Source organism: Marinobacter sp. AL4B (genome assembly GCF_019916045.1).
In the GTDB taxonomy this organism is placed as follows: domain Bacteria; phylum Pseudomonadota; class Gammaproteobacteria; order Pseudomonadales; family Oleiphilaceae; genus Marinobacter.
Genome location: NZ_JAILWZ010000010.1, coordinates 437,931 through 460,557, shown reverse-complemented (window position 1 = coordinate 460,557; position 22,627 = coordinate 437,931). Strand labels below are relative to the sequence as shown.

Below are 22,627 nucleotides of genomic sequence, written 5' to 3'. Positions count from 1 at the left end.
TTATGCATGATTACCAGGCACCCGCCGATCTTCTAAAAGACCGCATTATCATGGTTACCGGAGCTGGTAGCGGCATAGGCCGAGCGGCCGCAAAAGCCTACGCGGCTCATGGTGCCACCGTCATTCTGGTGGGACGCACCCTGTCCAGATTGGAAGAAGTTTACGATGAAATCGAGGCCGCCGGACACCCACAGCCTGCGCTGGTGCCGATGAACTTCGAAGGCGCAGCCATGAAAGACTACGAAGAACTGGCAATGACCATCGAAGAAAACTTCGGACGTCTCGATGGCCTCCTCCACAATGCAGGCGTTCTGGGCACACGGAGCCCTGTAGAGCTTTACGATCCTGAAACCTGGAACAAGGTCATGCAGGTTAACGCCACGGCGCCCTTCATGCTTAGCCGGGCTATGATCCCTCTGCTCAGACAGTCGGATGCTGCTTCTATGATCTTTACTTCATCCGGTGTTGGCCGCCAGGCACGAGCTTACTGGGGAGCCTACGCGGTATCCAAATTCGCCGTGGAAGGGCTTTCACAATTGTTGGCCGATGAGCTGGACGACGAGCGCAACAACATTCGCGTGAACAGCCTGAACCCAGGTGCAACGCGAACGGGAATGCGCGTTCTCGCCTACCCGGCCGAAGATCCGCAGAAAAACCCCGAGCCAGAGCAACTCATGCCTATCTACCTCTACCTGATGGGTAAAGACAGCGAAGGTGTGACCGGCCAGCAAATTGACGCACAGCCGAAAAGCTAATGGAACTGATTTTCTACACCACATCTAACTGCCACCTTTGCGAACTGGCCGAAGCGCTCTTGGTTAATACCCCGATGCCGGAGCCGATTCCCGTGGATGTGGTGGATATCGCCCAGTCCGAAGCGCTGGTTGAACGCTACGGCACGCGCATTCCGGTTCTGCGCCGACAAGACACCGGCGAAGAATTAGGCTGGCCCTTTACCCAGGCCCAGCTACTCACGTTTTTGCAATAAAGGATCCGCTAACATGCTGATGATCATCTCCCCCGCTAAAACTCTGGATTACGAGAGCCCTCTGACCACAGAAACTTACTCCCAACCGGACTATCTGGACGATGCGTGTGAGCTGATTGATCAACTGAAGGAACTGGAACCGCATCAGGTCAGTAATCTAATGAGCATCAGTGATAAACTGGGCCAACTGAACGCCGACCGTTTCCGCAATTGGCATACTCCGTTCACACCCGACAACGCGCGCCAAGCCATTCTGGCGTTCAAAGGCGATGTGTACACGGGGCTAGACGCCGAAAGCTTCAGTCAAGACGACTTCGTCTTTGCCCAAAAACACCTGCGCATGCTGTCTGGCCTCTATGGCTTATTGAAACCACTGGACCTGATGCAGCCTTACCGCCTTGAAATGGGCACCAAGTTCGAGAACCAACGCGGTAAAGATCTTTATGCGTTCTGGGGCGACAAGATAACATCAGCCTTGAACATACTGCTGGAGAAAGACGATCAGGTGCTCGTAAACCTTGCATCCAACGAATACTTTAAGAGCATCCAAAAGAAGAATCTGCAGGGTCAGCTGATCACGCCTCAGTTTAAAGACTTTAAGAACGGCAAATACAAGATCATCAGCTTTTACGCTAAAAAAGCACGCGGCTTAATGTGCCGCTATGCCATTCAAAACCAGATCACCCAAGCGGAAGATCTCAAGGGCTTTGATTGGGATGGCTACTACTTCAGTGAAGAACAATCCGATAAGAACAACTGGGTTTTCCTGCGCGAAGAGCAGAGCTAAGTACAACCGCGCACTCGCACATTTTTGTTGATATCGGAGTAAACATGAACGAAGCAGTGTTTTCCCAGATCGCCATGCTGGTGCTGGTGACAGGCCTGATTGGTTGGATGGGGTTTATTGTTTGGGATCTTGCCAAAAAATCACAAGCGGGCAAATTCGGCACCATTGCGTTATTTGCCGTCCTCGGTACCGGTGTTCTCGGTTTTGTGATTAAGACAGTTGTGGTCGAGATTCTGCAAATCTAAACATACCCTGCCGGTAACTTTACGGCTGCCTGTCGGTAGCCGTATTATCCCTCCCCTCTTTTCCGAAACGCCCCAAACAATTAGCAAGGACATACAACCCATGTGGTTTCGTAACGCCCGAGTTTTCCGTTTTACCAAGCCGTTCGACATTACGGCCGAAGCCTTAGAAGAAAAGCTACAAGCCGATGCGTTCAAGCCCTGCGGCCCCCAAGAAACCATGCGTCAGGGTTGGGTTCCGCCACTTGGCAAGCACGGCGAACTGCTGGTGCACAGTGCCAACGGCTACCATCTGATTGCACTGCGTAAAGAAGAAAAGATCTTACCTGGCCCCGTTGTTAAAGAAGCCGTGGAAGAGCGCGCCGAAGCCATTGAGCTTGAGCAGAGCCGCAAGGTTCGCCGCAAAGAAAAAGACGAAATCAAAGAACAGGTGATGCTGGAAATGCTGCCACAAGCTTTTTCCCGCAACCGCCGTTGCTATGCCTATCTGGCGCCGAAAGACGGCGTGCTGGTGGTAGACGCTGGCTCGGCAAAACAAGCCGAAGACTTGGCCTCCACCCTTCGAAAAACTCTGGGGTCGCTACCCGTGCGCCCACCCGTGGTAGAGCAGGCCCCGGCCTTTACGTTTACCGGTTGGCTGAACGAAACCATCGACCTGCCCGCCACGATTGAATTAGGCAACGAATGCGAACTGAAAGATCCGTCTGAAGACGGCGGTGTTGTTCGCTGCAAAGGCCTGGACTTGAAGGCCGACGAGATCCGCAATCACCTGGAAACCGGCATGCAAGTCACCAAGCTGGCGGTAACCTGGGACAACAACGTACAGCTGGTTCTTGATGAGGAACTGGGCATTCGTCGCTTGAAGTTTGGCGAGACACTGCAGGAGCAGTTGGACGATGTCGATGTAGACGATGCCGTAGCCAAATTCGATGCGGCCTTTACGATCATGACGCTGGAACTGTCTCGCATGATCCCTGGCTTGCTGGAAGCCCTTGGTGGCGAAGACCGCTCCGCGATTGTCGAAGACTAAGCAGCAAACACTCGAAAGCGGCGGGGATTAGCTCCCCCGCTTTTTCAATCGTTCTTTCTGCCAGTCTTTTTCTGGTTCATTCAACACCAGCCGAAGATCCATCACCTCTTCCGTAGGGTTGAATTTAATATCGAACCCAAGATGTTCGGCAAGCTGTAGCATCGGTCGGTTTTCGGGCAACACGTCACCCACCATCTCCATGGTTCCTCGACTTCGGCAGTATTCGATCATTTTCTGCATCAACGCAACGCCCAATCCCTCGCCCTTCATTCGATCATCAACCATAACCGCGAATTCACTGCGAAGATTATCGGCATCGGTCCATACTCGAACCGTTCCGAGCGTTTCCTCTCCCTCACCGTTTTCTTTTTTGGCGTTCGCAATGAACACCATCTCCCGGTCGTAATCGATTTGCACCATCTGGGCAACGTCTTCACGAGAGAAGTGCTTGCGATACTGGAAGAATCGGTACCGAATTGATTCCGGTGATTGGTATTCATGAAAGGCTCGATGCGCCGGCTCATCCTCCGCCAAAACCGCACGAATAATGACTCGTCGCCCGGACTTGGGCATTACGATCCATTCTTCAAGCTCTCTCGGATAGGCCTGAATAATGGGTCGGCTTGGTTTTTCATCCAGATCGACTGCGATACTGACGGCTATGGCACCCTGATCATTGAACAGCAGTGGTGAGATTTCCAACCCGCGAATTTCTGGAATGTCGATGACGATTTGAGATAGCTTCACCAATGTTTCGGACACCGCCCGTATGTCTTCCTGAGGATGCAAGCTGTGCTCTTTGAGTAGTTTGTACATATAGGTCCGGCGCAACAGCTCGCGGGCCAGCACCATATTCAAGGGCGGCAACGCAATCTGGCGGTCGGTTGTGATGTTGATCTGAGCGCCCGCGGCACCGCAAACTACCAAAGGGCCAAACACCTCGTCCCGTGTGATGCCCACGCTGAACTCAATACCACCGATATGCTGGTAAGAGTGCTGCGTGCCAAAGCCCAAAAAGCCACTATCGGGGAAATGCTCCTTGTACTCTTCAATCAGGAACCGACAACCATCGATAATCGCCTGTTCGCTATTGAGATTTTTGATCGTGCCTTTATAGCGGCGCTGCGAGGGAGTCAGGTCGAGGAAGGGGTAACAGACCTGTTCATGCACAATCGTCAGGTCAATAGGCCGACGTTCGACCGCAAACATTTCCAGAACTTCTTCAACATCATCGCAATACACGGTTTCGATGGCGTCGATCCCGTAATCCCGGATCACCTGCCGAGCTTCACGGCTGGACAAATGCTTGCGGCCATCACGAAGTGCTTTGGCGACGAGAGAACGCGTGTTTGCCCTATCTGCAAAGTGGTCAGTGAACGACTCTGGCGTTTCACTCAAAAGCCGCTGAACCCTTTGATGCTTCACGTGCTGCATGAACGCGGTAACGGCTTTTTCCGGGTTGAAGAACGACGGTAAGCCAGCCCGATAAAACTCCTCACGAGAGTCCATCACCGTACTTTGCCCCAGCCAACAGGTGAAAATATTCAGCCGGGTTCCCTTGGATGCCTGCACAACGGCATCGGCAATCTGGAGACTGTCTTGAACCAACGTTGGTGCGTACATCACCAGAACATTCGCAATGTTTGGGTCTTTGGCCAATATTTTAACCGCTTTCCCATACAACTCGGGGGACGCGTCGTAGTTCAAATCAATGGGGTTTTTGCGCGTCCAGTAAGGCGGCAACAGCTTCCCTAACTCTTCAACGGTTGTATCCGACAACTCGGCTAACTCCCCACCCAAATGGGATAACCGGTCAACCGCCAACACTCCGGGGCCTACACCGTTGGCGATAATCGCCAAGGATTCCCGCCTTAAGGGACGCATGCGGGTCAGGGTTTCCAAGGCATCAAACATCTGCCCTAATCCATCCACTCGCAACACACCGCTCCGCTGCAACATTGCATCGTATATCGGATCGCTGTGAGAGACTCCGGCGGGAAGTCCATGAGAAATCCATTCCGATTCCGGCACACGCCCGGATTTAACCGCAATCACCGGCTTCGTTCTCGATGCAACCCGGACGGCCGACATAAACCGGCGAGGATTGGGGATGTTCTCCATATGTAACAAGATGGCTCGGGTTTGGCTGTCCTGAGCAAGATAATCAATCAAATCGTCGTGATCGATATCCATGCCATCACCTAACGTCAAGAAGTAGGAGAAGCCCACCCCCCGAGCGAAGGCCCAGTCCAAAACCGAACTTGCGATGGTGCCCGATTGGCCGATAAACGCCACACGCCCGGGGATAGCCCCCATGTGTGCATACGTTGCGTTCAGTTGCCGGGCCGGCACCATCAGACCAATGGTGTTTGGCCCCAATACCCGAATGCCGGTTTCTCTTGCCGCATCACGCACCGAATACATCAAAGGCTGACCGGTTTTACTGTGTGTACGAGACATACCACCGGTCATCACGATGGCGGTTCGTACGCCACTTTCGCCGAGCTTACGAATCATCTTTGGAACGGTATCGGGCGGGGTACAGACGATGGCAAGATCAGGCGTGAAATCCAGTTGCGACACTTTCGCAACACAAAGAACACCGTGAACGTTGTCATAATCGTTCTGGTTAACCACCACCATACGACCAGGGAAACCGCCACCCAGCATGTTCCGCAAAACCATGCCACCCAAATTATCTGACCGCTCGGAGGCACCGATGACAGCGATGGAGTCGGGATTGAACAAACTTTCCAAATAACGGGTACTCAAGAGAACTCTCCCTGATCCAAGCGGTGGCGACGTAGATAAGAATCTCAATAAAACAGACTACTTATCAATGTATACCTTATCTTAGATCGGTATTTCCTGATGTAAATCCACGATCTTGTCGGTCAGCCGCCGCTTATTAGACGAAAGTAGCCCACATCGACCTAGTATCCTTGTTAACATGACCACAATAGCAACCGGACTCAGGCTTAGACTCTCAGCATGACCACCGCATTTTTTTCTCACGATGATTGCCTGAAACACAACATGGGCCCGGAGCACCCGGAAAGCCCGGAACGTATTACAAGCATTCTGGCGCACATTGCTGACACCGAACTTCAGCAAAACCTCGATTGGGTGCGGCCCGAAGAGATCACTCGTGACCAGTTGCTGATGGTTCACCCCGAGTCATACCTGCAACAACTGGACTTAATGGCACCCACGCGGGGCCGAGTGTTTACTGACCCAGACACGTCATTGATGCCCGACACCTTGAGAGCCGCCAGATTAGCCGCCGGCGGGAACATTCAAGCCGTTGATATGGTTATGAGCAGTCAGGTCACCAATGCGTTTGTTTGCGCAAGACCTCCAGGGCACCATGCCGAACGCACCAAATCCATGGGCTTTTGTTTCTACAACAACATTGCTTTAGCTGCGTTACGTGCACTGAATTTTCATCAGCTCGAGCGGGTTGCCATTATCGACTTCGATGTTCACCAAGGGAATGGGACCGTAGACATCGTCAGCGGTGACGAGCGCATTATGATGTGTTCAAGCTTTCAGCATCCGCTTTACCCTCACAGTCATGTGCACCGCCAGCCCGACAACATCATCAATGCGCCGATTGAGGCAAATTGCTCTTCCGCAGAATACCGCAAACGGGTGGAAGCGAGCTGGCTGAAAAAACTCCAGGATTTCCGGCCGCAATTGGTGTTGGTATCCGCAGGCTTTGACGGCCACAGACTTGATCCAATGGCGGAAACAAATCTGGAAACAGAGGATTATCGCTGGCTAACCGAAATGATCGTCAGTGTTGCCCATGACCATGCCAACGATCGGGTTATCTCAACGCTGGAAGGCGGCTATCACCTGAGGGCTCTCGGTGAAAGTGTGGTTGCTCACCTGGAGGTACTGGACGCAGTCTATTAAACGACTCGAGGCTTAACCTGAGACGTTCTCACGGCTTCCGCTTGCCTGCTGAAATTCAGGGCGTTCTCCCTGTCGTTGCAGACGGATGGTGACTCGGCGGTTATCTCGCTGGCGACGCGATACCGGAAACTGATCGCCATGACTGCGAACAATCAGCAGCTCTTCATTAAGACCTTGAGCTTTCAAATACTCCGCAACCACGTTCGCTCGATCTTCTGAAAGGGCGCGATTGTCGATTCTGCTGCCTACGCTGTCTGAGTGGCCATCCACCAAGATGCGCTCGACAGTAGAATCCGCCATCACGTATGTCACGATGTTGTCCAACAGTGTTTGATCTGCTTCAGAGAGTTTTGCCCCTCCGCTGGCAAAGGGAACGCGGGAGCGACGAATCTGGTCAAAATTCACCGGCAACAGGCCCGAGACACACTGCATGTAGCCCGAATAAGGCGCAGAAAAATTCACATTCGAAAGTGAGACTCGCACCGAGCCTTGATCATAACGGGAGGTTCGGGTCAGCGTTGGCTGCATTCCCTGCAACAACCCCTGAGCCATGATGCTCGCCTCTTTGGCACCCACGCTAACAGCGCGTTTGTCATCCGAAACACTGACAGCGCCTACCGGTCTTGGCGCAACGCCAGGCCGCCAGACAGGTGCCTCCACCACAAGCTGCCCCTTGCCCGGCTTCATCAGTGCGACCGTGGACTCAAGATAGAACGCCAAATCTTCTCCGGCTCGATGGCTGAAGACCGCTCGCCCGAACCCTGGCACTTCCTGTACCAAAGAGCACTCAAAGACCGATTCTGAAAGGTACCAACGACTGTTCTCGATACCCGCGCCATAACTGGATGCCGCAGTCGGGGAAGTAAACGTCCACACCAGAAACATGCTCGCAATGGCTGCCACGCCCTCTGCTGTAGACCTGCGCTTAAACTTCTTCATAGAAACGCCCCAACACACGTTAACTCAATCGCTTATTGCTTATCGGCCAGCTTGAACAATACTTGAGCCCCAGAAACACATTCAGATCGAAAACATTCCAGGCGGCCTTCTGATATAATTCGCAAAATTTTTAAGAGCTGCTTGGCGAATACTTCATGAGCAAACAACTGATCATCACCCGCCCAGACGACTGGCATTTGCACGTTCGAGATGGCGAGGTATTAAACAGTGTTGTACCGGCGACCGCCGCTTGTTTCGGTCGCGCCATCATTATGCCGAACCTGGTACCACCGGTAACCGATGCAGCCGCCGCTACCGCTTATCGGGAGCGCATTCTGACGGCCGCAAAGGGTACAAACTTTGAACCGTTGATGGTGCTCTACCTGACCGAAAGCACATCGCCAGAAACCATCCGCGAAGCCAAAGCTGCGGGTGTTGTGGCCGCGAAGCTCTACCCCGCTGGCGCAACGACGAATTCTGCATCGGGTGTTACTGATATCCGCAATATCTACCCCGTACTGGAAGCTATGGTCGAATGCGGCATGCTGTTGCTGGTTCACGGCGAAGTTACCGATGCTGATATCGACATTTTCGATCGGGAAAAGGTATTTTTGGATCGCGTTCTGGCACCTACGCTGGAAGCCTTTCCGACCCTGAAAGTGGTACTCGAACACATCACCACCGCAGATTCGGCCGGGTTTGTGCGCCGTCATACCGGCGGCAACCTTGCTGCGACACTGACCCCGCAGCACTTGATGTATAACCGCAATCACATGTTGGTTGGCGGCATTCGACCGCACTTGTACTGCTTGCCCATCCTCAAGCGCAACAAGCACCAGGAAGCCCTACGAGAAGCGGTGGCCAGTGGCGATCCAAGATTCTTCTTGGGCACCGACTCAGCACCCCATGCCCGTGACAAAAAGGAGGCCGCATGCGGCTGTGCCGGTTGCTACTCTGCTTACGGCGCCATTGGGTTGTATGCTGAAATCTTCGAAGAACTAGGCATACTGGACAAGCTGGAAGCTTTTGCCAGCTTCAACGGTGCCGACTTCTACGGCTTACCGAGGAACACCGACACCATTACTCTGGTTCGCGATCCTTGGACCATGCCTGAGCAACTGCCGCTGGCAGATGAAACCATCGTGCCACTAAAAGCCGGTGAAACCGTTCACTGGCGTATGGCTTGATCATCTTTTAATTTACAACACGAACATTGGAGTTCGCGTGTCTGACGAAAACAAACCGCTTCACCCTATGTCCCAGCGTTTCCGTGGCTTCCTGCCGGTCGTAGTGGATGTTGAAACAGCCGGCTTCAACCCGGAAAGAGACGCTTTGCTGGAAATCGCAGCTGTGATGCTCACTATGGATGAAGACGGCAAACTACACCGTGGCGAAACCCATCTTCAGCAAATCGATCCGTTCGAAGGCGCTAACCTTGAGCAGTCCGCATTGGACTTCACCGGCATCGACCCCTGGGATCCCGAGCGCGAAGCGGTTCCCGAGCGCGAAGGCATGAGCGAGATCTTTTCACCGATCCGCAAAGCGGTCAAAGCGTTCGACTGCAAACGGGCTGTGTTAGTTGGCCACAACGCCACCTTCGACCACAACTTTGTGTTTGCCGCCGCCATGCGCGCGGACATCAAACGCAACCCTTTCCATCCGTTTTCTACATTTGATACCGCCACACTTGCCGGACTGGCCTATGGCCATACGGTGCTGGCGCAAGCATGTAAGCTAGCCGGGATTCCGTTCGATAACAAAGAAGCGCACTCCGCTGCCTATGATGCCGAGAAAACTGCGGACCTGTTTTGTGGCATAGTGAACCGCTGGCAGGAATTGGGAGGCTTTCCGCCACCCCCGGTGCCAAGCAGCGACGAATAATCTTGGAAGACGCTATTTCAAGCCAACAAAAAAACCCGCACAAGGCGGGTTTTTTGTTGCACTGCGTTTCGCCTTACCAGTGAATACCGCGCATGATGGCCGCAAACGCAACCTGCTCAGTAGACACCTTCGGTTTCTCGGTTGTCTTGGTGCCCGCAGCCGAGGCTGAATCCGGGAACATCCGATAACCCGTGTTCATGACAATTTCACCTACCTTTGGTGCCAGTGAGTGCAGTACCGAAGCAAACACGCCCAAACGAGTCGCAATGCGCTTCGGACGATGCACAATGGCATCAGCCACCATGTCTGCGGCTTCTTCTGGCGTCAGCGTAGGCACAGAATCGTAAATTTTGGTCGGGGCAATCATCGGCGTTTTCACCAACGGCATGTTGATGGTGGTAAACGTTACGTTGCGATCGGACCATTCTGCGGCCGCACAACGACTGAACGCATCCAGCGCCGACTTAGAGGCTACATACGCAGAGAACCGAGGCGCGTTAGTCAGCACACCGATGGATGAAATGTTCACCACGTGACCACCACGACGCTCCAACATGGCTGGCGCAAACCCCATGATCAAACGCACTGAGCCAAAGTAATTCAGCTGCATGGTGCGCTCGAAATCGTGGAAACGGTCGAACGCCAATGACAAGGAGCGGCGGATGGAACGACCAGCGTTGTTAACCAGCACATCCACATGTCCGTGGTTGTCCAGAACTGTTTTGACGAACCGGTCGCAATCTTCCATATCGGAGAAGTCACATTGGTAAGCGTGAATATTGCCACCTTTGGCTTCAAGCTGTGCAGCAACTTCATCCAATGTTTCTTTGGTGCGGGCACCGATGACCAGGATCGCACCGGCTTCCGCCAGTTTTTCAGCTGTCGCCAGGCCGATACCGGAGGTTGCACCCGTTACCACGCAAACCTTGCCTTCGACCGTACCTTGCAGGGTTCGATCTTTGAACAGATCGGGATCAAGATTACGCTCCCAGAAATCCCAGATGACGGCCGCGTAGCTCGGCAAACGCGGAACCTCAATATCGGTGCCTTTCAGCACGCGTTCAAGCTCACGGGTATCAAAGCGGGTCGGATAATTAATAAAGGACATCACTGACGCCGGAATGCCCAAGTCATCCAAAAGCGCGCCGGTGATGCGCTTTACCGGCGGCAAGTTTTTCACACTCTGACGAATGAACGGCGGGATAAAACCAAACATCCGGGAGTCAATACGCATGCCCATGCGAGGTGCATGACCAGCTTCTGAGAAGATATTAAGAATCTCACCAACTTTGTAAGGATCCGAATCCACCAAGTGGAAACAGTTGCCGTCTTCGCCATCCAAATGCGCGATGTGATCCATGGCATTAACCACGAAGTCCACCGGCACAATGTTAAGTCGGCCGCCTTCCAGACCAATGGTCGGCACCCACTGGGGTAACGCATGGCGGATCTTCTGGATCATCTTGAAGAAGTAGTAAGGCCCGTCAATCTTATCCATTTCGCCTGTTTCAGAATGGCCGATCACCATGCCCGGGCGATAAATGCGGAACGGTACTTTGCATTCTTCGCGCACCACCTTCTCGGATTCATGTTTGGTCCGCAGATAAGGGTGGTCGAGCTTTTCCGCTTCTTCGAACATATCCTCACGGAAAATGCCTTTAAACAAACCAGCCGCTGCAATAGAGGACACGTGGTGGAAATGTTTAGCCCCCATCGCTTCAGCGGCCTGCACCGCGGCGCGAGTACCTTCAATATTGGTCGCTGCCTGAGCTTCTTCGTCTGCCCCCATGTCATACACAGCAGCAAGGTGGAAGAAATGATCAACCTTTCCTTCCAAGGCTTTCATGGCAGCATTATCGATCCCTAAACTGTTGCTGGTCAGGTCGCCAACCACCGCCTTGATTCGGTTATCGTCCACACCCAGCCGCTCGCGGAGTTCTTCCAGCTTGCTCTGGGACCGTTCCCTCACCAGAACATGCACCGTACCACCCCGGGCCAACAGTTTTTCCACCAAAAAACGACCGATAAAACCGGTGCCACCTGTAAGGAAATAATTCATAGAAGATCCGTCCTACGTGTTACTTATTTGTTGTCATATCGCCACACCACACCACTACGACCAAAGTCGTAGTCCGGTTATGGAACGCACGCATTCTACTTAATTGCAGCTTACATGTATCGAACTTTATTAGAGCTTTTGCTCTTTAACCCCTTGTTTTTATTAGAGCATTTACTCTATCTCTAGCAGAAAGCCAACCGATATCATGCCCCATTATTCGACACACTGAACTTGAGACTAGCACAGGATTTCAACACTGATGGCCCGAATATCGTAAATTACGGCAGAGAAATGCAACCAGCCGCTGGCAATGCGATAATCGGGAACTTCCGGCGCCTCTCGGCGTCTTTAACAGTCACCCAATCATTCCAAGGTTTACTAAAGCAGCCATGCCGAAAGACAACCCAAACACCGAACGCTACATCGCCATTGCCCGTGCCTGTTTGAAGGCGATCAACGATACCGCTGCCGACAAAGGTTCAAGAGAAGAAAAAATCGAAGCCGTTTATAAAGCTATCGACAAAGCATTTCAGAAAGAATTCGCGGACTACCGTCAATCTGTTGCCATCATGGCGACCGTGCTAGAGCGCATCGCGTCCGGAGAGCTCGATGCAGACCAAGCTTCTGACCTGGCCAAGAAAACCCTGTCCCAAAAGCCCGACAGCAGCAATTCCGGCCAAGTTCACTAAGCCATAACAAACGAACACCGATTCGATGAGGCCCCATGACCGTTAAACGCCCCCTGCTCCGACGCTTGTATCGATTGCCGCCATTGTTGCTTTTACTCGCGAGTTTAATTCCTAGCCCGTACTCCCATGCGGAAACCGAGCCCCGCAAAAGCCCCAATGATCCCAATAGCTATCGATATCTGGAATTGGAGAACGGCCTGCGCATCATCTTGGTGTCGGATACCGAGGCGGATAAAGCCGCGGCCTCTCTTAACGTAGCGGTCGGAAGTGGCAACGATCCCAGCGACCGCGAAGGCATGGCCCATTTCCTTGAACACATGTTATTTCTGGGCACAGAAAAGTACCCAGATGCAGGCGAGTATCAGCAATTTATTCGCAGTCACGGCGGAAGCCACAATGCATTCACCGCATTCGAAAACACCAACTATTTTTTCGATGTTGAAAGTGAATTCCTGGAAGCCGCACTGGATCGTTTTGCCCAGCAGTTTTCACATCCGCTCTTTACGGCCGAACTGGTAGACCGTGAACGTAACGCGGTTCATTCCGAATTCAGCGCCAAACTGAAAGAAGACGGACGACGCCTGCTGTCGGTCAGGAAAGCAGCCGGCAATCCGGATCACGCCTTCAGCAAATTCGCTGTGGGCAACCTGACCACGCTCGAGAACACCGATGCTAACCCGCTACGCCCTGACCTTGTCCGGTTTTGGGAACAAAATTATTCGGCTGACGTAATGTCTCTGGCCGTTTACGGGCCGCAGTCTCTGGCTGAGCTTGAACGCATGGTGAAGCAGCGCTTCAGCGCCATAGCGAACCGCAACCTGGAAGTAATCAAGCACCCTGAGCCCTTGTACAGCCCGGAAAAGTTGCCGAAACGTATTCTCGCCGAAACCCTCAAAGACAGCCGAAGCTTGTCACTCGCATTTCCAATCCCGTCACAACGGGTCAACTACGCTACAAAACCAGCCTCGTATGTAGCCAGCCTGTTAGGCCACGAAGGTCCTGGCAGCTTGTTCGATGTACTCAAGAGCGCCGGCTTGGTAGAAACCCTCTCGGCCGGATTGGGCATGGACACCGGCAGCCACGCAACGTTTAACATCAACATGTCACTTACCCGTGAAGGTCTTAAACAGCAAGATGACATTCTGGCTCTTGTCTTCCGCTACATCGACTCAATCAAAACAAACGGCATCAGCCACGAACGTTTCGACGAGATGAAGCAATTGGCGCTGATCGATTTCCGCTTTCATGAACGCGGCGAACCGGTACGTGAAGCCATGCGCTTGTCCAGCCTGCTCCGAGACTATCCGGCAAACGAGATTTTGAGCGCCCCCTATTTAATGGAGCGTTATGCACCCAAGCAGTACCAAGCAATCCTGGGTCGCCTGACACCCGACAATGTGGCGGTCATGGTGTCTGCGCCCGATCAAAACCTGCAAGATCCCGAACTGACCAAGTGGTATGAAACGCCTTGGAAGCAAGAGCCCTTAAAGACGCCAAAAGCGGTCAATCCAACGTTGGCTGATCAGCTGGCTTTGCCGCCCGCCAACCCGCTCGTGCCCGAAAACCTGGATATGGTTGCCGGCAATAGCGTGCCTCACCCTACATTACTCCGCGGCTCTGACGGCATGCAGGTGTGGTACGCCCGGGACACCCGGTTCAACACGCCCAAAGCCAACGTCTTCATCAGCCTGCGCAGCCCCATTGCTCGCGCGTCCGCTCGCAATACGGTGCTAACCCAACTGTTGGTCGATGCCATCAAAACCAATCTCAATGCCTGGGCCTATTCCGCGCAGCTCGCTGGCCTAAATTACAGCGTGTACCCTCACCTACGCGGTGTGACCATTCGGGTGGGCGGATACAACGACAAACTTCACGAGTTGCTGAATCGTATTCTGTTGGAGTTTGCCGACCCGATGATCACCGAGCAACGTTTTCGCATTGCCCGCCAGCGGTTGATCGATGACCTTGAGAACAAATCGAAAAACCGCCCGGTTCAGCAAACCTCCGAGTTTATTCAAACCGCTTTGTTGAACGGCACGCACCCAGTAAGCGAGAAACTCGCGGCCGCTAAAGCCATCACGCTCGACGAACTGATGCAGTTTGGTTCAGAGTTCACCAAAGCCATGGACCCGGTGATGCTGGCGCACGGCAACCTGACCGAAGCGACCGCTCTAAACCTGGCCAATCAGGTACAAGCGGTTGTGCTTCGAAACAGTGAACAGGTAGACGTACAACGCTCCCGAGTCAGGCAGTTGCCTTCAGGCGAAACCGAAGCGATTCTCAACGTAGAGCACCCAGACACGGGGTATACCTTGTACTTACAAGGCAAAGACAGATCGTACGAAGAACGCGCCCGCTACCGGCTGCTGGCCCAGATCATCAGCAGCCCGTTCTACGAAGAGATAAGAACCACCAAACAACTCGGCTACATTGTGTACGCCACCGCCTTCGAAATTCTGGAAACCCCCGCCCTTGGGCTGATTGTTCAGTCCCCGGAAGCCAGTGGCGTTGAGGTAGACGATGCCGTCACCGAGTTTGCTGAACGTTTTAAAGATAGGCTCGCCGAGCTGTCTCCCGAGCAGCTGAACCGTGAAAAACAAGCCGTTATCAGCAAAATGATGGCCCGCGACCGGCAGCTGGGTGATGTTTCTGGCCGGTACTGGCAAGAGATTGACCGGGAAAACAACGAATTCAATAGCCGCGAAAAGCTTGCGGCAGCGATTCGGGAGGTTTCACTGGATGAGCTGGCCAGCACCTTTGAAGAGGCCATCATTGAAAGGCAACGAGCGTTTAAGGTGGTGACGGCAAAAGGAGAAACCAATCAGCAAGCAATTCTGAACCAGCTGCTTAAGCGTCAGCCTGTGGCCCCTTGAGCCACGGGCTGATGCCCGTTATTATACCGCCTCTTCTGAAATGCCTCCGTAGCTCATCTGGATAGAGCGTCCCCCTCCTAAGGGGAAGGTAGCAGGTTCGAGTCCTGCCGGGGGTACCATCCCACTTGTTATGATCCCCTGATAGTTCTTCGACGCCACCAGCTGACCCAGCAATCAACTATAGGATGTCGCATGAAAAATACCGTCGTACTCATTTCTCTGGGCGGCACTATTGCCAGTCTTCCTGACAGCTCCGGGCGTGCCATTGCTGGCGCTCTTTCAGGCAAAGAGTTAATGGAGACGCTCAAGATCGAGAGTGATGGCCCGGTTGAAGTTATTACACTCTTCCAAAAACCCAGCAACGCCCTTACCACCGCCGATCTGTTGCAGCTCAGAACCCTGTGTTTGGAGCTGGCAGAGCGCCCAGAGGTTGCTGGATTAGTTGTTTCGCAAGGAACTGATACTCTGGAAGATACGGCTTATTTTTTGGATACCACTCTGGCGCTGACCGACACTGCATTGGTGGTTACCGGTGCCCAGCGGGTGCCTTATGCACCCGGTTCCGATGCGGGCCCCAACCTACGCGATGCCATAAAAGTAGCTGGCAACACCGCAGCCCGTGGAACAGGCACACTTGTTGTATTCAATGAAGAAATCCATGCGGCAGCATCTGTACGCAAAGTCAGCAGCTATCAGCTAAACGGCTTTGGTTCGCCGGGCCTTGGCCCTCTGGGCTTCGTCGACGGCGATGAAGTGCGCCTTCATCATAAACAACTCCGCTCGTCCACGATTGTTCCGGGCGAGCAATTGCCCCGAGTTGATATTTTACCGGTCGCGATCGATGCCTCGCCAGCATTGCTTGAAGCCTCGGTGGCCAGTGGCGCACAAGGTCTGGTACTTGATGCTATCGGTCGGGGCCATATTCCGCCCAGCTGGATGGAGCCCTTACGCAAGGCCATCAATGCTGGAATACCGGTAGTAGTCGCATCTTCAACCCATTGGGGGCGTATTGCAGAAGTTTATGAGTACCCGGGCTCGCTGGAGGAACAGGTTTCTCTGGGCGTTCTGAAGGCGATTCACTTGAATGCTCGGAAGGCGCGCCTCAGGTTGATGTGCGCCCTATCCGGGAACACGCCTATCGAGCAATCTATTTTTGCCTGACGCCCCTGATGTCGCGTGGAGCAAACATTCTATGCACCATTCTGGCCAGCCAACTTACCCCGACGAGCAAGGGAAAAAGAACAAGAAACCAACCCGGCAGTTGCACTGCCCATGCAGGAACCCCCAAAACCGCTGCAGCTCCGGCGAACAGGTCATTGAGGATGGCAGGGTGGTTCACCGTTACATAGGCCAGTGCTATCAGCGCAGGCCATTTGGCGTTGCTTACTACGACAGAAGCTATTTGTCCGGCACGCGCCAGCCGAGCGGAATAGCTGGCTGTTCGTGTTGACACAGACGCGGTGCGAGCCGTGTTCGCCGCCACCCTGCCCGCTTTGAGGAACTTCACTGCGCTGCCAATGATCACCGCGTCTACGGCCGCCCACCCCAAATCGCTGGCCCGGATCTCCTGATCGGTTCGATATCGGGTTTCCAACGTGCGAATGCCGCTAGTGAAGAACTGAGTAATTCCTTCGGTGATTCGGTCGGTCCAGATCCATTCAATGCTACCATCCGGTGCCACACGAAACTGGCCAGTGAAGTCGTCGCCTTCTTTATTGGCAAAGTTCACTGCGTACCAGGCACGCTGCTCAGGGCTCAACGATGCCTCTCCACCGGTTATACGGTTCAATACTTCAATGGTGGTCACGGGGTTTCGATAGAAGTGAATAACCGGCGGAATGAGGTTTTCACCCTGCGCCCTCAATGCCCGCCTGAACTCGGGCTCTTCACCAAAAAACTCAAGCAGCATGGGCGTGTGCTCGGGGTACACATGCAGGGCGGATAGTGTTTTTAGCCACAGCAGGGAATCTGTTTGGTAATCGAGCAGCAGCGCTTGTATCGGCAGCGGCTGCTCGAGTAATTCGGGATGGTGTCCTAACTGATCGTGGGCAGCAATAGAAACTAACCGCTCTTCAACCATCATGGACTTGGCAAAGACAGCAATCAGGGCCGCAATCAGCAAAGCCAGTGCCGCAGGCCAAACAAGCTTAAGCTTGTTCATATTCCCCGACCAACGCTTCCAGAAAGTGCATCCCGGCCGAGCTCAAGAAATATCGGTTTGCTCCACTGCGGAACATCAAATTACGCTTACCGAGATAATCCAAAGCGTCTGGCAACCCTTTCTCAAATCGCGCCGCACGCAGAATTTCGAGGTATTCTTCATCCGCGGTTATCTGCTCCAGATCCTGCTCCCCGAGCCCCGCCTCAGGGCGCGCCAGATACTCGAGATCACGGCCACTTCGAGCAAAGTAACGACCTATCAGCAGAAGCACTACCTGCACCCGAAAAGCATTTTCATCGTGTTCTTCGATTTCATCGTCGCTGCTTTCCTTTAGGAAGAAAAAGGAGCCTTCATCGTTAAACACCAGCTCGCATCCCAGATGTTCGTAGAAAGTCCGGAAATGTGACAGTTGGTTGTACAGCAGGTTATACAAAGGGTTCGCCACCAATTCGGAACGGTTGCTGTCCCATAACTCCCGAACAATGACACGGCCCGCCTGAAACTCCCGGTATAAAGCGGTGCTATGCGCCGGCAAAATCTCATCGAAGCTGCTGGTGGGTTGATCCGGTTGCGGGCTGTTTAAGTCAGTCATGATTGCTCTCTACTTGTGGTTCCAATCGGCGCTTTCGGTACACGAACTGCTCAATGGCAGGCTCACTCGTTTTCTCTGTTTCCAGCGAGGTTTCCAATGTGCGGAAACGATTGGTAGTCACTACTTGATAACCACCTGGCGGAGTGTTCACCATGCGATTGAGAGCAGCCAACAAATCTTGGAATCGATACCCAGGAAGAAACCCTTCCAAACGGCCATGAAGCTCTCGCACCAGATCATTGGTTGGCCGAAGCGTCAGAGTTTCGAGCCATTGGTAGAGCTGATTGATGCGCTGCATATCCACGCGGGCCGAACGGCCAGCCCCGGCCACTTCCTGCAACACGGGCACTTCCGCTTTGCGGCGCAGATCCGCCAGGCGCAAATCCAGTTCGCTGAACAGTAACTGGTAATAGCTGGACGAATTGCCGAAAGCATAATGCTTCGGGCGCTGCTGTGCCCGCAGCCCCACCAGAAAACCCGTGCTTCGGGCGAAGTCACCGCCTTCCAGCCACTTCCGGCGCAAGCTCAGGGTTTCGGTCTCTCCCTTAAGGTCCCGAAGCTTGCCGTAGAAATGCTCCATAGCGTTGTACTGCACCATGCCCTTGCGGGTTTTGCGCAGGAAATGCTCTACCTCGTGCGCAACGCTTTGAATCGGTTTGTAGAGCGCATTAAGACTGAGAGACGAACGAAACAGCTGGTCCGCCAGGCCGTGATCGCCGTGGTTTTCCAGAAGGCGAACCATCGCATCCAGAGTTTCAAACAAATTGCTGCCATCGGGCAGGCGAGTATCCGGATTCAGAAACACCAGCGTAGGCTTGATGTGACGTTCATAGAGGGTAACGATCTGCTCCAGCAGGTTCTGCCGGAATTCCAGAAACTTCTCCGGGGCTCGGCTGGCGTCACCGGACAACTCCGCAAACTGGGCGCTGATGGTCTGCATACGCAGCACATTCTGGCGTAACAGGCCGATCAGCTGGCTGACTCGCTCGTTGAGGTCATCCCTCAATTCGGTGAAATCCGGGTCGGCTTCACTAAAACTGCTGATTTCCAGCCGGTTTCGAACATCCCGCAAGGTCACCAAATGGCCTCGCAGGCGTGCATCGGTCAACTCTTGATACAGCGAAGCATTGCAGGCTCGCATCAGATTGATCAGCGCATCCTGAAACACCAGTCGCCGTTCGCCGTCTGCTTTGATGATGTCGATTACCAGTCCGGAGCGGAACAGATTTTCCGTGTTCATGGCCAATCGCACGCGATCGCGATCGGCGCCGGACAAGCTGCGCGAGTACTCCATTACCTCAGCCACCAGATCACTCTCACGCACGTAACGGGCTTCGTACCGATCCATTCGTTCGATCAATCGAAACAGAATTTTGGGGTGATCGAACAACAGCCGCGTCGTATCCAGCGTGCTGAAACGCTTACTCATCCGCCAGCTCCAACAAACTGTTCTGAGTATGGTCCGCCCAATGACTCACCGGCTCGCCACCGGTGAAGCCTTCGGCACCGCCCCAGAACACCAATGTGCGTTGCGGGCTATAAGGACGCGACGTACGCATCTGGCCCACTTCCAGGTGGCGTCCAATCAGATAAATCACTTCAGCACTGGCACTGTGGGTGGCCGCAGAAAACAAGTTAAAACCCTGCTGACTCAACCGATCAAGCAACCCAGGCATCTGACTGACGTCCACACTGGCCAGTTCGTCCAGAACCAGCGGGAACGACAGTTTCACACCTGGGTACAGCACTCGCTTGAGCAAACGGTACACCAGCTCCAGATTAATCAGCGCTGTCGTAGAGGTCGACTGGCCTTTTTTATCCAAGCTGGTAGCGTTTTCTTTACGAGTTCGATAGGAGATCCCGGTGATCACCTTATCCATGGTCAGGCGTTTGCTACCATGCTCTCCAAAGAAGTCCGCCACAAACACCCGTAGACGATCATAGAAGGCTTCGGACTGGAGCTGATTGCCATAGGGATCGATGTTGTTGGCTTCTTCCACCAGATTGCGGAATTTCGGGTCAGTGTGAATATCCACCCGAATTTCCACCAGATCGTTGATCTGCACCCCTTCCAGCTCACGGTTGAGCTGAGCTTCAAAGCGGCTGATAAATTCGTGATTGGAGGTCAGCGCCTGCACGTAGCTGGCCACAGTTTCGTTGTGAACCGAGATCTGTTCGTTCAGCACTCGCCAGCGCTCAGTCAACGCAGCAAACAGATCTGAGAGACCTTTGAATGTGTCACGGATAACCGCCGAAGACGGGCTGTCTTTTTGCAGCTCACCGGCAGTGTCTTCGTAAACGCCCACATACACAAACTGGCGCAAGTGATCGAGAATGTTCCGGCGCAGGGTGTCCAGCTCATCCAGTCGGTTTTGCAGGTCATCAAAGGCCGCCACGGAAACCTTTTCCACCGCCAGCGCCTGTTCAGCCTGAACCGTTTTCAGGTGCTGGAATCGATGTTCTGCGGTGCCAACACTGCGGCTCAATTGCGCCAGCTCCCGCTCCCGCTCTTCGATGCGCTCTTTGTCAGCCCGGGCCTTGGCAACCTTTTGCTGAACGGCTTCCATCTTTTCCTGCTCCAGCCGGGCTTGTTCGTCCAGCTTGGCCAACCCCTCTTCCGCAGCTTTACGCTCCTCGGTCGCATCTCGCAGAGTGGTTTCAGCCGCAGGGTAACGGGCCAGAGTATCCAGGTCTTTATCGATGGCACGAATTTCTTTTTCCGTGCGTTCAATCAACCTGGGGCGATCTTGTTCGTTGCCCGTGGTGTCTGCCAATTCCCCACGCTCTTTCTCTAAGCCGTTCAGCTCACCTTCCAAAAGCCGGCGCTGTTCCGCATAGTTTTCTTGCCTGGCCGGTTGCCCCGGGTATTCGATATCGTACCAGTCATACCCTCTGTTATTGGGCGTGAACAAGTTTGCAAACGCTTCGATGACGGCCTTACTTTCCGCATCCAATGTTTGCCCGGGGCTGGCCATCATCAGTTTCAAATTCACGGCACGCAGGGGCGCAGCGACAGCTTCATCCAGTTGGTTCTGCAGTTGCCACTGCTGCTTGCTCTCCCGTTCCGCCAGCGCCACCAATTTACTTTCCAAATCACGCTTCTGAGCATCGATCTTCGCTAGGCGTATTTCTGCCTGAGCGGCGCTTTTCAAAGCGTTCAGGTGGCTCTGTTTGTTTTCCCGGTCGTCTTTTAAGACTTCATCAATTTCCTGCAGCGTCATGGAACCGTATTGAGCCACCAGCAACTCACCATTGTGCTTGTCCTGCACAGCACGGTTCAAGTTTCGTTCTGCTGCACGCACTTCCCCTTTGAAACTACTGGCTTCCTGCTCCAGCTTTTTCAGGGTTTGTACAACATGCTTCAGGATTTCATTCTGTTCGTTATAGACTTCAACCTCGGTTCGTCGCTGTGCGCCTACTTGCTCCAGTGCAGCGGTGAGTCCTTCCCGGAAAGCCGCAAAGTCGTGCTGGCTTCGCAACAGCGCTTGATACTTCTGATAGGCACCGTTCAGTTTTTCAAAGCGCGGGCGTTCTTTTTCAATCCGATTGAGCTGATTTTGCTGCTGTTTAAGGTGGTCATGATGATTCAGGAACTCATCGATATTGAAATCAAAGGCATCGTCCGAAAACTTCTTATCGGCCTCGACAATACTGGCCACTGCGTTGGCCATGGCACGATCATCCGCCTTCATTTCAAACAGCAGCAAAATCAAGGTACGCAGTGATTGCACCTTCCGTTCATCCGACTCGCCCAAGGGCAGCACGGAGTAGCGAACAGCGTCTGCGTTCATCAGCTCGCTGCTATACAGCATCGATTTCAACCGAGCCGGATCACTCACAAAACGAGTGTCTTTCGACAGCTTTTTCAGAGATTCGGATAGCCGGCTAAAGGATAATTCCGGAACCGCCTGCCCAATACCTTCTGGGTCATCACCATTCCAGAATAGTGGCCGTAACTGCTCATAAGACACCGGCACAAACGCACGGCCGTAGCTCAACTGGCTGCTATTATCGCGATACAAAATCTGGCAATGGGTGCCCGCAGGGTTTTCAGCTTCCATGATCAGAAAACTGTATTTGCTGGGAAAATAATGTTGATAGCTTTCTTCGTTACTGTAGAAGCTACCGGCGCTGGCGTTCCGGAAAGCAAACTTCTTCCGGCTGTTCTTGAAGTTATTTTCAGGCAACAGGAACAAACGCAGAGAATTCAACAAACTGGACTTACCTAGGTTCCCCGGCCCCAAAATTAGGCCGTGATGAGTCACGGGAATCTCCACGTAACAGAAGCCGGCCGAATCCACCAACACCAAGCGGCGAACGCCAAAGGTGAACGCGCTAGGACTCGTCTGTGAATCAGTCATCCAGAATCATCTCCTGTTCCTTAAAGTTACCCGGACCGCGAAACGCCCGAGCCAAACCAACAAACCCCAAATCTTCCGCGAGCAAGACGGCTTTTGTAAACCAGCTT

18 protein-coding genes and 1 tRNA gene are annotated in these 22,627 nt (G+C 53.5%); 12 read left to right on the top strand and 7 right to left on the bottom strand.

Features of this window, described 5'->3' with window-relative positions; all coding sequences use genetic code 11:
* The first annotated feature begins 2 nt into the window (after positions 1 to 2).
* From K5L82_RS04115 to rdgC, 5 genes are all read left to right on the top strand, one after another.
* A complete protein-coding gene (locus K5L82_RS04115; protein ID WP_133005140.1) occupies positions 3 to 755 on the top strand; it encodes a YciK family oxidoreductase in 753 nt (250 codons plus the stop codon).
* The gene (locus tag K5L82_RS04110; protein WP_133005139.1) at positions 755 to 988 is read left to right on the top strand and encodes a glutaredoxin family protein; all 234 of its coding nucleotides are present in this window, start codon (positions 755 to 757) and stop codon (positions 986 to 988) included. Before K5L82_RS04115 ends, K5L82_RS04110 begins: the two co-directional genes overlap by 1 nt.
* Before the next feature lie 13 nt (positions 989 to 1,001).
* The gene (gene yaaA / locus K5L82_RS04105) at positions 1,002 to 1,775 is read left to right on the top strand and encodes a peroxide stress protein YaaA (protein WP_223133264.1); all 774 of its coding nucleotides are present in this window, start codon (positions 1,002 to 1,004) and stop codon (positions 1,773 to 1,775) included.
* 44 nt (positions 1,776 to 1,819) lie between these two features.
* Positions 1,820 to 2,020 carry a DUF2788 domain-containing protein gene (locus K5L82_RS04100; protein WP_133005137.1) on the top strand — a complete coding sequence of 67 codons (201 nt, stop codon included), beginning with the start codon at positions 1,820 to 1,822 and terminating at the stop codon, positions 2,018 to 2,020.
* Positions 2,021 to 2,120: 100 nt separating this feature from the next.
* Positions 2,121 to 3,047 (top strand): recombination-associated protein RdgC, encoded by a 927-nt coding sequence (gene rdgC / locus K5L82_RS04095; RefSeq protein WP_223133263.1) that lies wholly within the window; start codon positions 2,121 to 2,123, stop codon positions 3,045 to 3,047.
* 27 nt (positions 3,048 to 3,074) lie between these two features.
* Here the strand turns inward: rdgC and K5L82_RS04090 are convergent, their stop codons facing one another.
* Positions 3,075 to 5,819, bottom strand: coding sequence for a GNAT family N-acetyltransferase (locus K5L82_RS04090; protein WP_133005135.1), 2,745 nt, complete (start codon positions 5,817 to 5,819; stop codon positions 3,075 to 3,077).
* A gap of 219 nt (positions 5,820 to 6,038) precedes the next feature.
* Between K5L82_RS04090 and K5L82_RS04085 the strand changes: the two genes are divergently transcribed.
* Entirely contained in the window at positions 6,039 to 6,965 is a 927-nt protein-coding gene (locus K5L82_RS04085) for a histone deacetylase family protein (protein ID WP_223133262.1), read from the top strand.
* A gap of 12 nt (positions 6,966 to 6,977) precedes the next feature.
* Here K5L82_RS04085 and K5L82_RS04080 read toward each other — a convergent pair whose 3' ends face one another.
* Positions 6,978 to 7,904 (bottom strand): flagellar protein MotY, encoded by a 927-nt coding sequence (locus K5L82_RS04080; RefSeq protein ID WP_223133261.1) that lies wholly within the window; start codon positions 7,902 to 7,904, stop codon positions 6,978 to 6,980.
* A 155-nt stretch (positions 7,905 to 8,059) separates the two neighbouring features.
* Between K5L82_RS04080 and pyrC the strand changes: the two genes are divergently transcribed.
* A complete protein-coding gene (gene pyrC / locus K5L82_RS04075; RefSeq protein ID WP_223133260.1) occupies positions 8,060 to 9,091 on the top strand; it encodes a dihydroorotase in 1,032 nt (343 codons plus the stop codon).
* 37 nt (positions 9,092 to 9,128) lie between these two features.
* Complete coding sequence (gene rnt / locus K5L82_RS04070; protein ID WP_114333941.1) at positions 9,129 to 9,785, top strand: ribonuclease T; 657 nt, start codon at positions 9,129 to 9,131, stop codon at positions 9,783 to 9,785.
* Positions 9,786 to 9,858: 73 nt separating this feature from the next.
* Here the strand turns inward: rnt and K5L82_RS04065 are convergent, their stop codons facing one another.
* Entirely contained in the window at positions 9,859 to 11,844 is a 1,986-nt protein-coding gene (locus K5L82_RS04065; protein ID WP_223133259.1) for an SDR family oxidoreductase, read from the bottom strand.
* A gap of 389 nt (positions 11,845 to 12,233) precedes the next feature.
* Between K5L82_RS04065 and K5L82_RS04060 the strand changes: the two genes are divergently transcribed.
* From K5L82_RS04060 to K5L82_RS04045, 4 genes are all read left to right on the top strand, one after another.
* Positions 12,234 to 12,533, top strand: a complete 300-nt coding sequence (locus tag K5L82_RS04060; RefSeq protein ID WP_133005130.1) for a hypothetical protein — start codon at positions 12,234 to 12,236, stop codon at positions 12,531 to 12,533.
* Between the two features lie 35 nt (positions 12,534 to 12,568).
* On the top strand, positions 12,569 to 15,406 hold the full coding sequence (locus K5L82_RS04055) for an insulinase family protein (RefSeq protein ID WP_223133258.1): 2,838 nt from the start codon (positions 12,569 to 12,571) through the stop codon (positions 15,404 to 15,406).
* 42 nt (positions 15,407 to 15,448) lie between these two features.
* Positions 15,449 to 15,525, top strand: a tRNA-Arg gene (locus tag K5L82_RS04050).
* A gap of 73 nt (positions 15,526 to 15,598) precedes the next feature.
* Positions 15,599 to 16,567, top strand: a complete 969-nt coding sequence (locus K5L82_RS04045) for an asparaginase (protein ID WP_223133257.1) — start codon at positions 15,599 to 15,601, stop codon at positions 16,565 to 16,567.
* On the opposite strand, the gene K5L82_RS04040 is transcribed toward K5L82_RS04045, so the two are convergent.
* Genes K5L82_RS04040 through K5L82_RS04025 form a run of 4 tightly spaced genes read right to left on the bottom strand, consistent with a single transcriptional unit; the run spans position 16,554 to position 22,520 of the window.
* Positions 16,554 to 17,567 (bottom strand): hypothetical protein, encoded by a 1,014-nt coding sequence (locus K5L82_RS04040; RefSeq protein WP_223133256.1) that lies wholly within the window; start codon positions 17,565 to 17,567, stop codon positions 16,554 to 16,556. The genes K5L82_RS04045 and K5L82_RS04040 overlap by 14 nt on opposite strands.
* On the bottom strand, positions 17,554 to 18,159 hold the full coding sequence (locus tag K5L82_RS04035) for a condensin complex protein MksE (protein WP_223133255.1): 606 nt from the start codon (positions 18,157 to 18,159) through the stop codon (positions 17,554 to 17,556). The genes K5L82_RS04040 and K5L82_RS04035 overlap by 14 nt, the downstream gene beginning before the upstream one ends.
* Positions 18,152 to 19,588 (bottom strand): hypothetical protein, encoded by a 1,437-nt coding sequence (locus K5L82_RS04030; RefSeq protein WP_223133254.1) that lies wholly within the window; start codon positions 19,586 to 19,588, stop codon positions 18,152 to 18,154. Before K5L82_RS04030 ends, K5L82_RS04035 begins: the two co-directional genes overlap by 8 nt.
* A complete protein-coding gene (locus K5L82_RS04025) occupies positions 19,581 to 22,520 on the bottom strand; it encodes a hypothetical protein (RefSeq protein WP_223133253.1) in 2,940 nt (979 codons plus the stop codon). Before K5L82_RS04025 ends, K5L82_RS04030 begins: the two co-directional genes overlap by 8 nt.
* Positions 22,521 to 22,627 lie beyond the last annotated feature (107 nt).

Coding starts and splice junctions, on each gene's coding strand:
- pyrC (WP_223133260.1), top strand. CDS start 8,060: ATGAGCAAACAACTGATCATCACCCGCCCAGACGACTGGCATTTGCAC.
- K5L82_RS04065 (WP_223133259.1), bottom strand. CDS start 11,844: ATGAATTATTTCCTTACAGGTGGCACCGGTTTTATCGGTCGTTTTTTG.
- K5L82_RS04085 (WP_223133262.1), top strand. CDS start 6,039: ATGACCACCGCATTTTTTTCTCACGATGATTGCCTGAAACACAACATG.
- K5L82_RS04060 (WP_133005130.1), top strand. CDS start 12,234: ATGCCGAAAGACAACCCAAACACCGAACGCTACATCGCCATTGCCCGT.
- K5L82_RS04055 (WP_223133258.1), top strand. CDS start 12,569: ATGACCGTTAAACGCCCCCTGCTCCGACGCTTGTATCGATTGCCGCCA.
- K5L82_RS04110 (WP_133005139.1), top strand. CDS start 755: ATGGAACTGATTTTCTACACCACATCTAACTGCCACCTTTGCGAACTG.
- yaaA (WP_223133264.1), top strand. CDS start 1,002: ATGCTGATGATCATCTCCCCCGCTAAAACTCTGGATTACGAGAGCCCT.
- K5L82_RS04115 (WP_133005140.1), top strand. CDS start 3: ATGCATGATTACCAGGCACCCGCCGATCTTCTAAAAGACCGCATTATC.
- K5L82_RS04035 (WP_223133255.1), bottom strand. CDS start 18,159: ATGACTGACTTAAACAGCCCGCAACCGGATCAACCCACCAGCAGCTTC.
- rdgC (WP_223133263.1), top strand. CDS start 2,121: ATGTGGTTTCGTAACGCCCGAGTTTTCCGTTTTACCAAGCCGTTCGAC.
- K5L82_RS04045 (WP_223133257.1), top strand. CDS start 15,599: ATGAAAAATACCGTCGTACTCATTTCTCTGGGCGGCACTATTGCCAGT.
- K5L82_RS04030 (WP_223133254.1), bottom strand. CDS start 19,588: ATGAGTAAGCGTTTCAGCACGCTGGATACGACGCGGCTGTTGTTCGAT.
- K5L82_RS04025 (WP_223133253.1), bottom strand. CDS start 22,520: ATGACTGATTCACAGACGAGTCCTAGCGCGTTCACCTTTGGCGTTCGC.
- K5L82_RS04080 (WP_223133261.1), bottom strand. CDS start 7,904: ATGAAGAAGTTTAAGCGCAGGTCTACAGCAGAGGGCGTGGCAGCCATT.
- K5L82_RS04040 (WP_223133256.1), bottom strand. CDS start 17,567: ATGAACAAGCTTAAGCTTGTTTGGCCTGCGGCACTGGCTTTGCTGATT.
- K5L82_RS04100 (WP_133005137.1), top strand. CDS start 1,820: ATGAACGAAGCAGTGTTTTCCCAGATCGCCATGCTGGTGCTGGTGACA.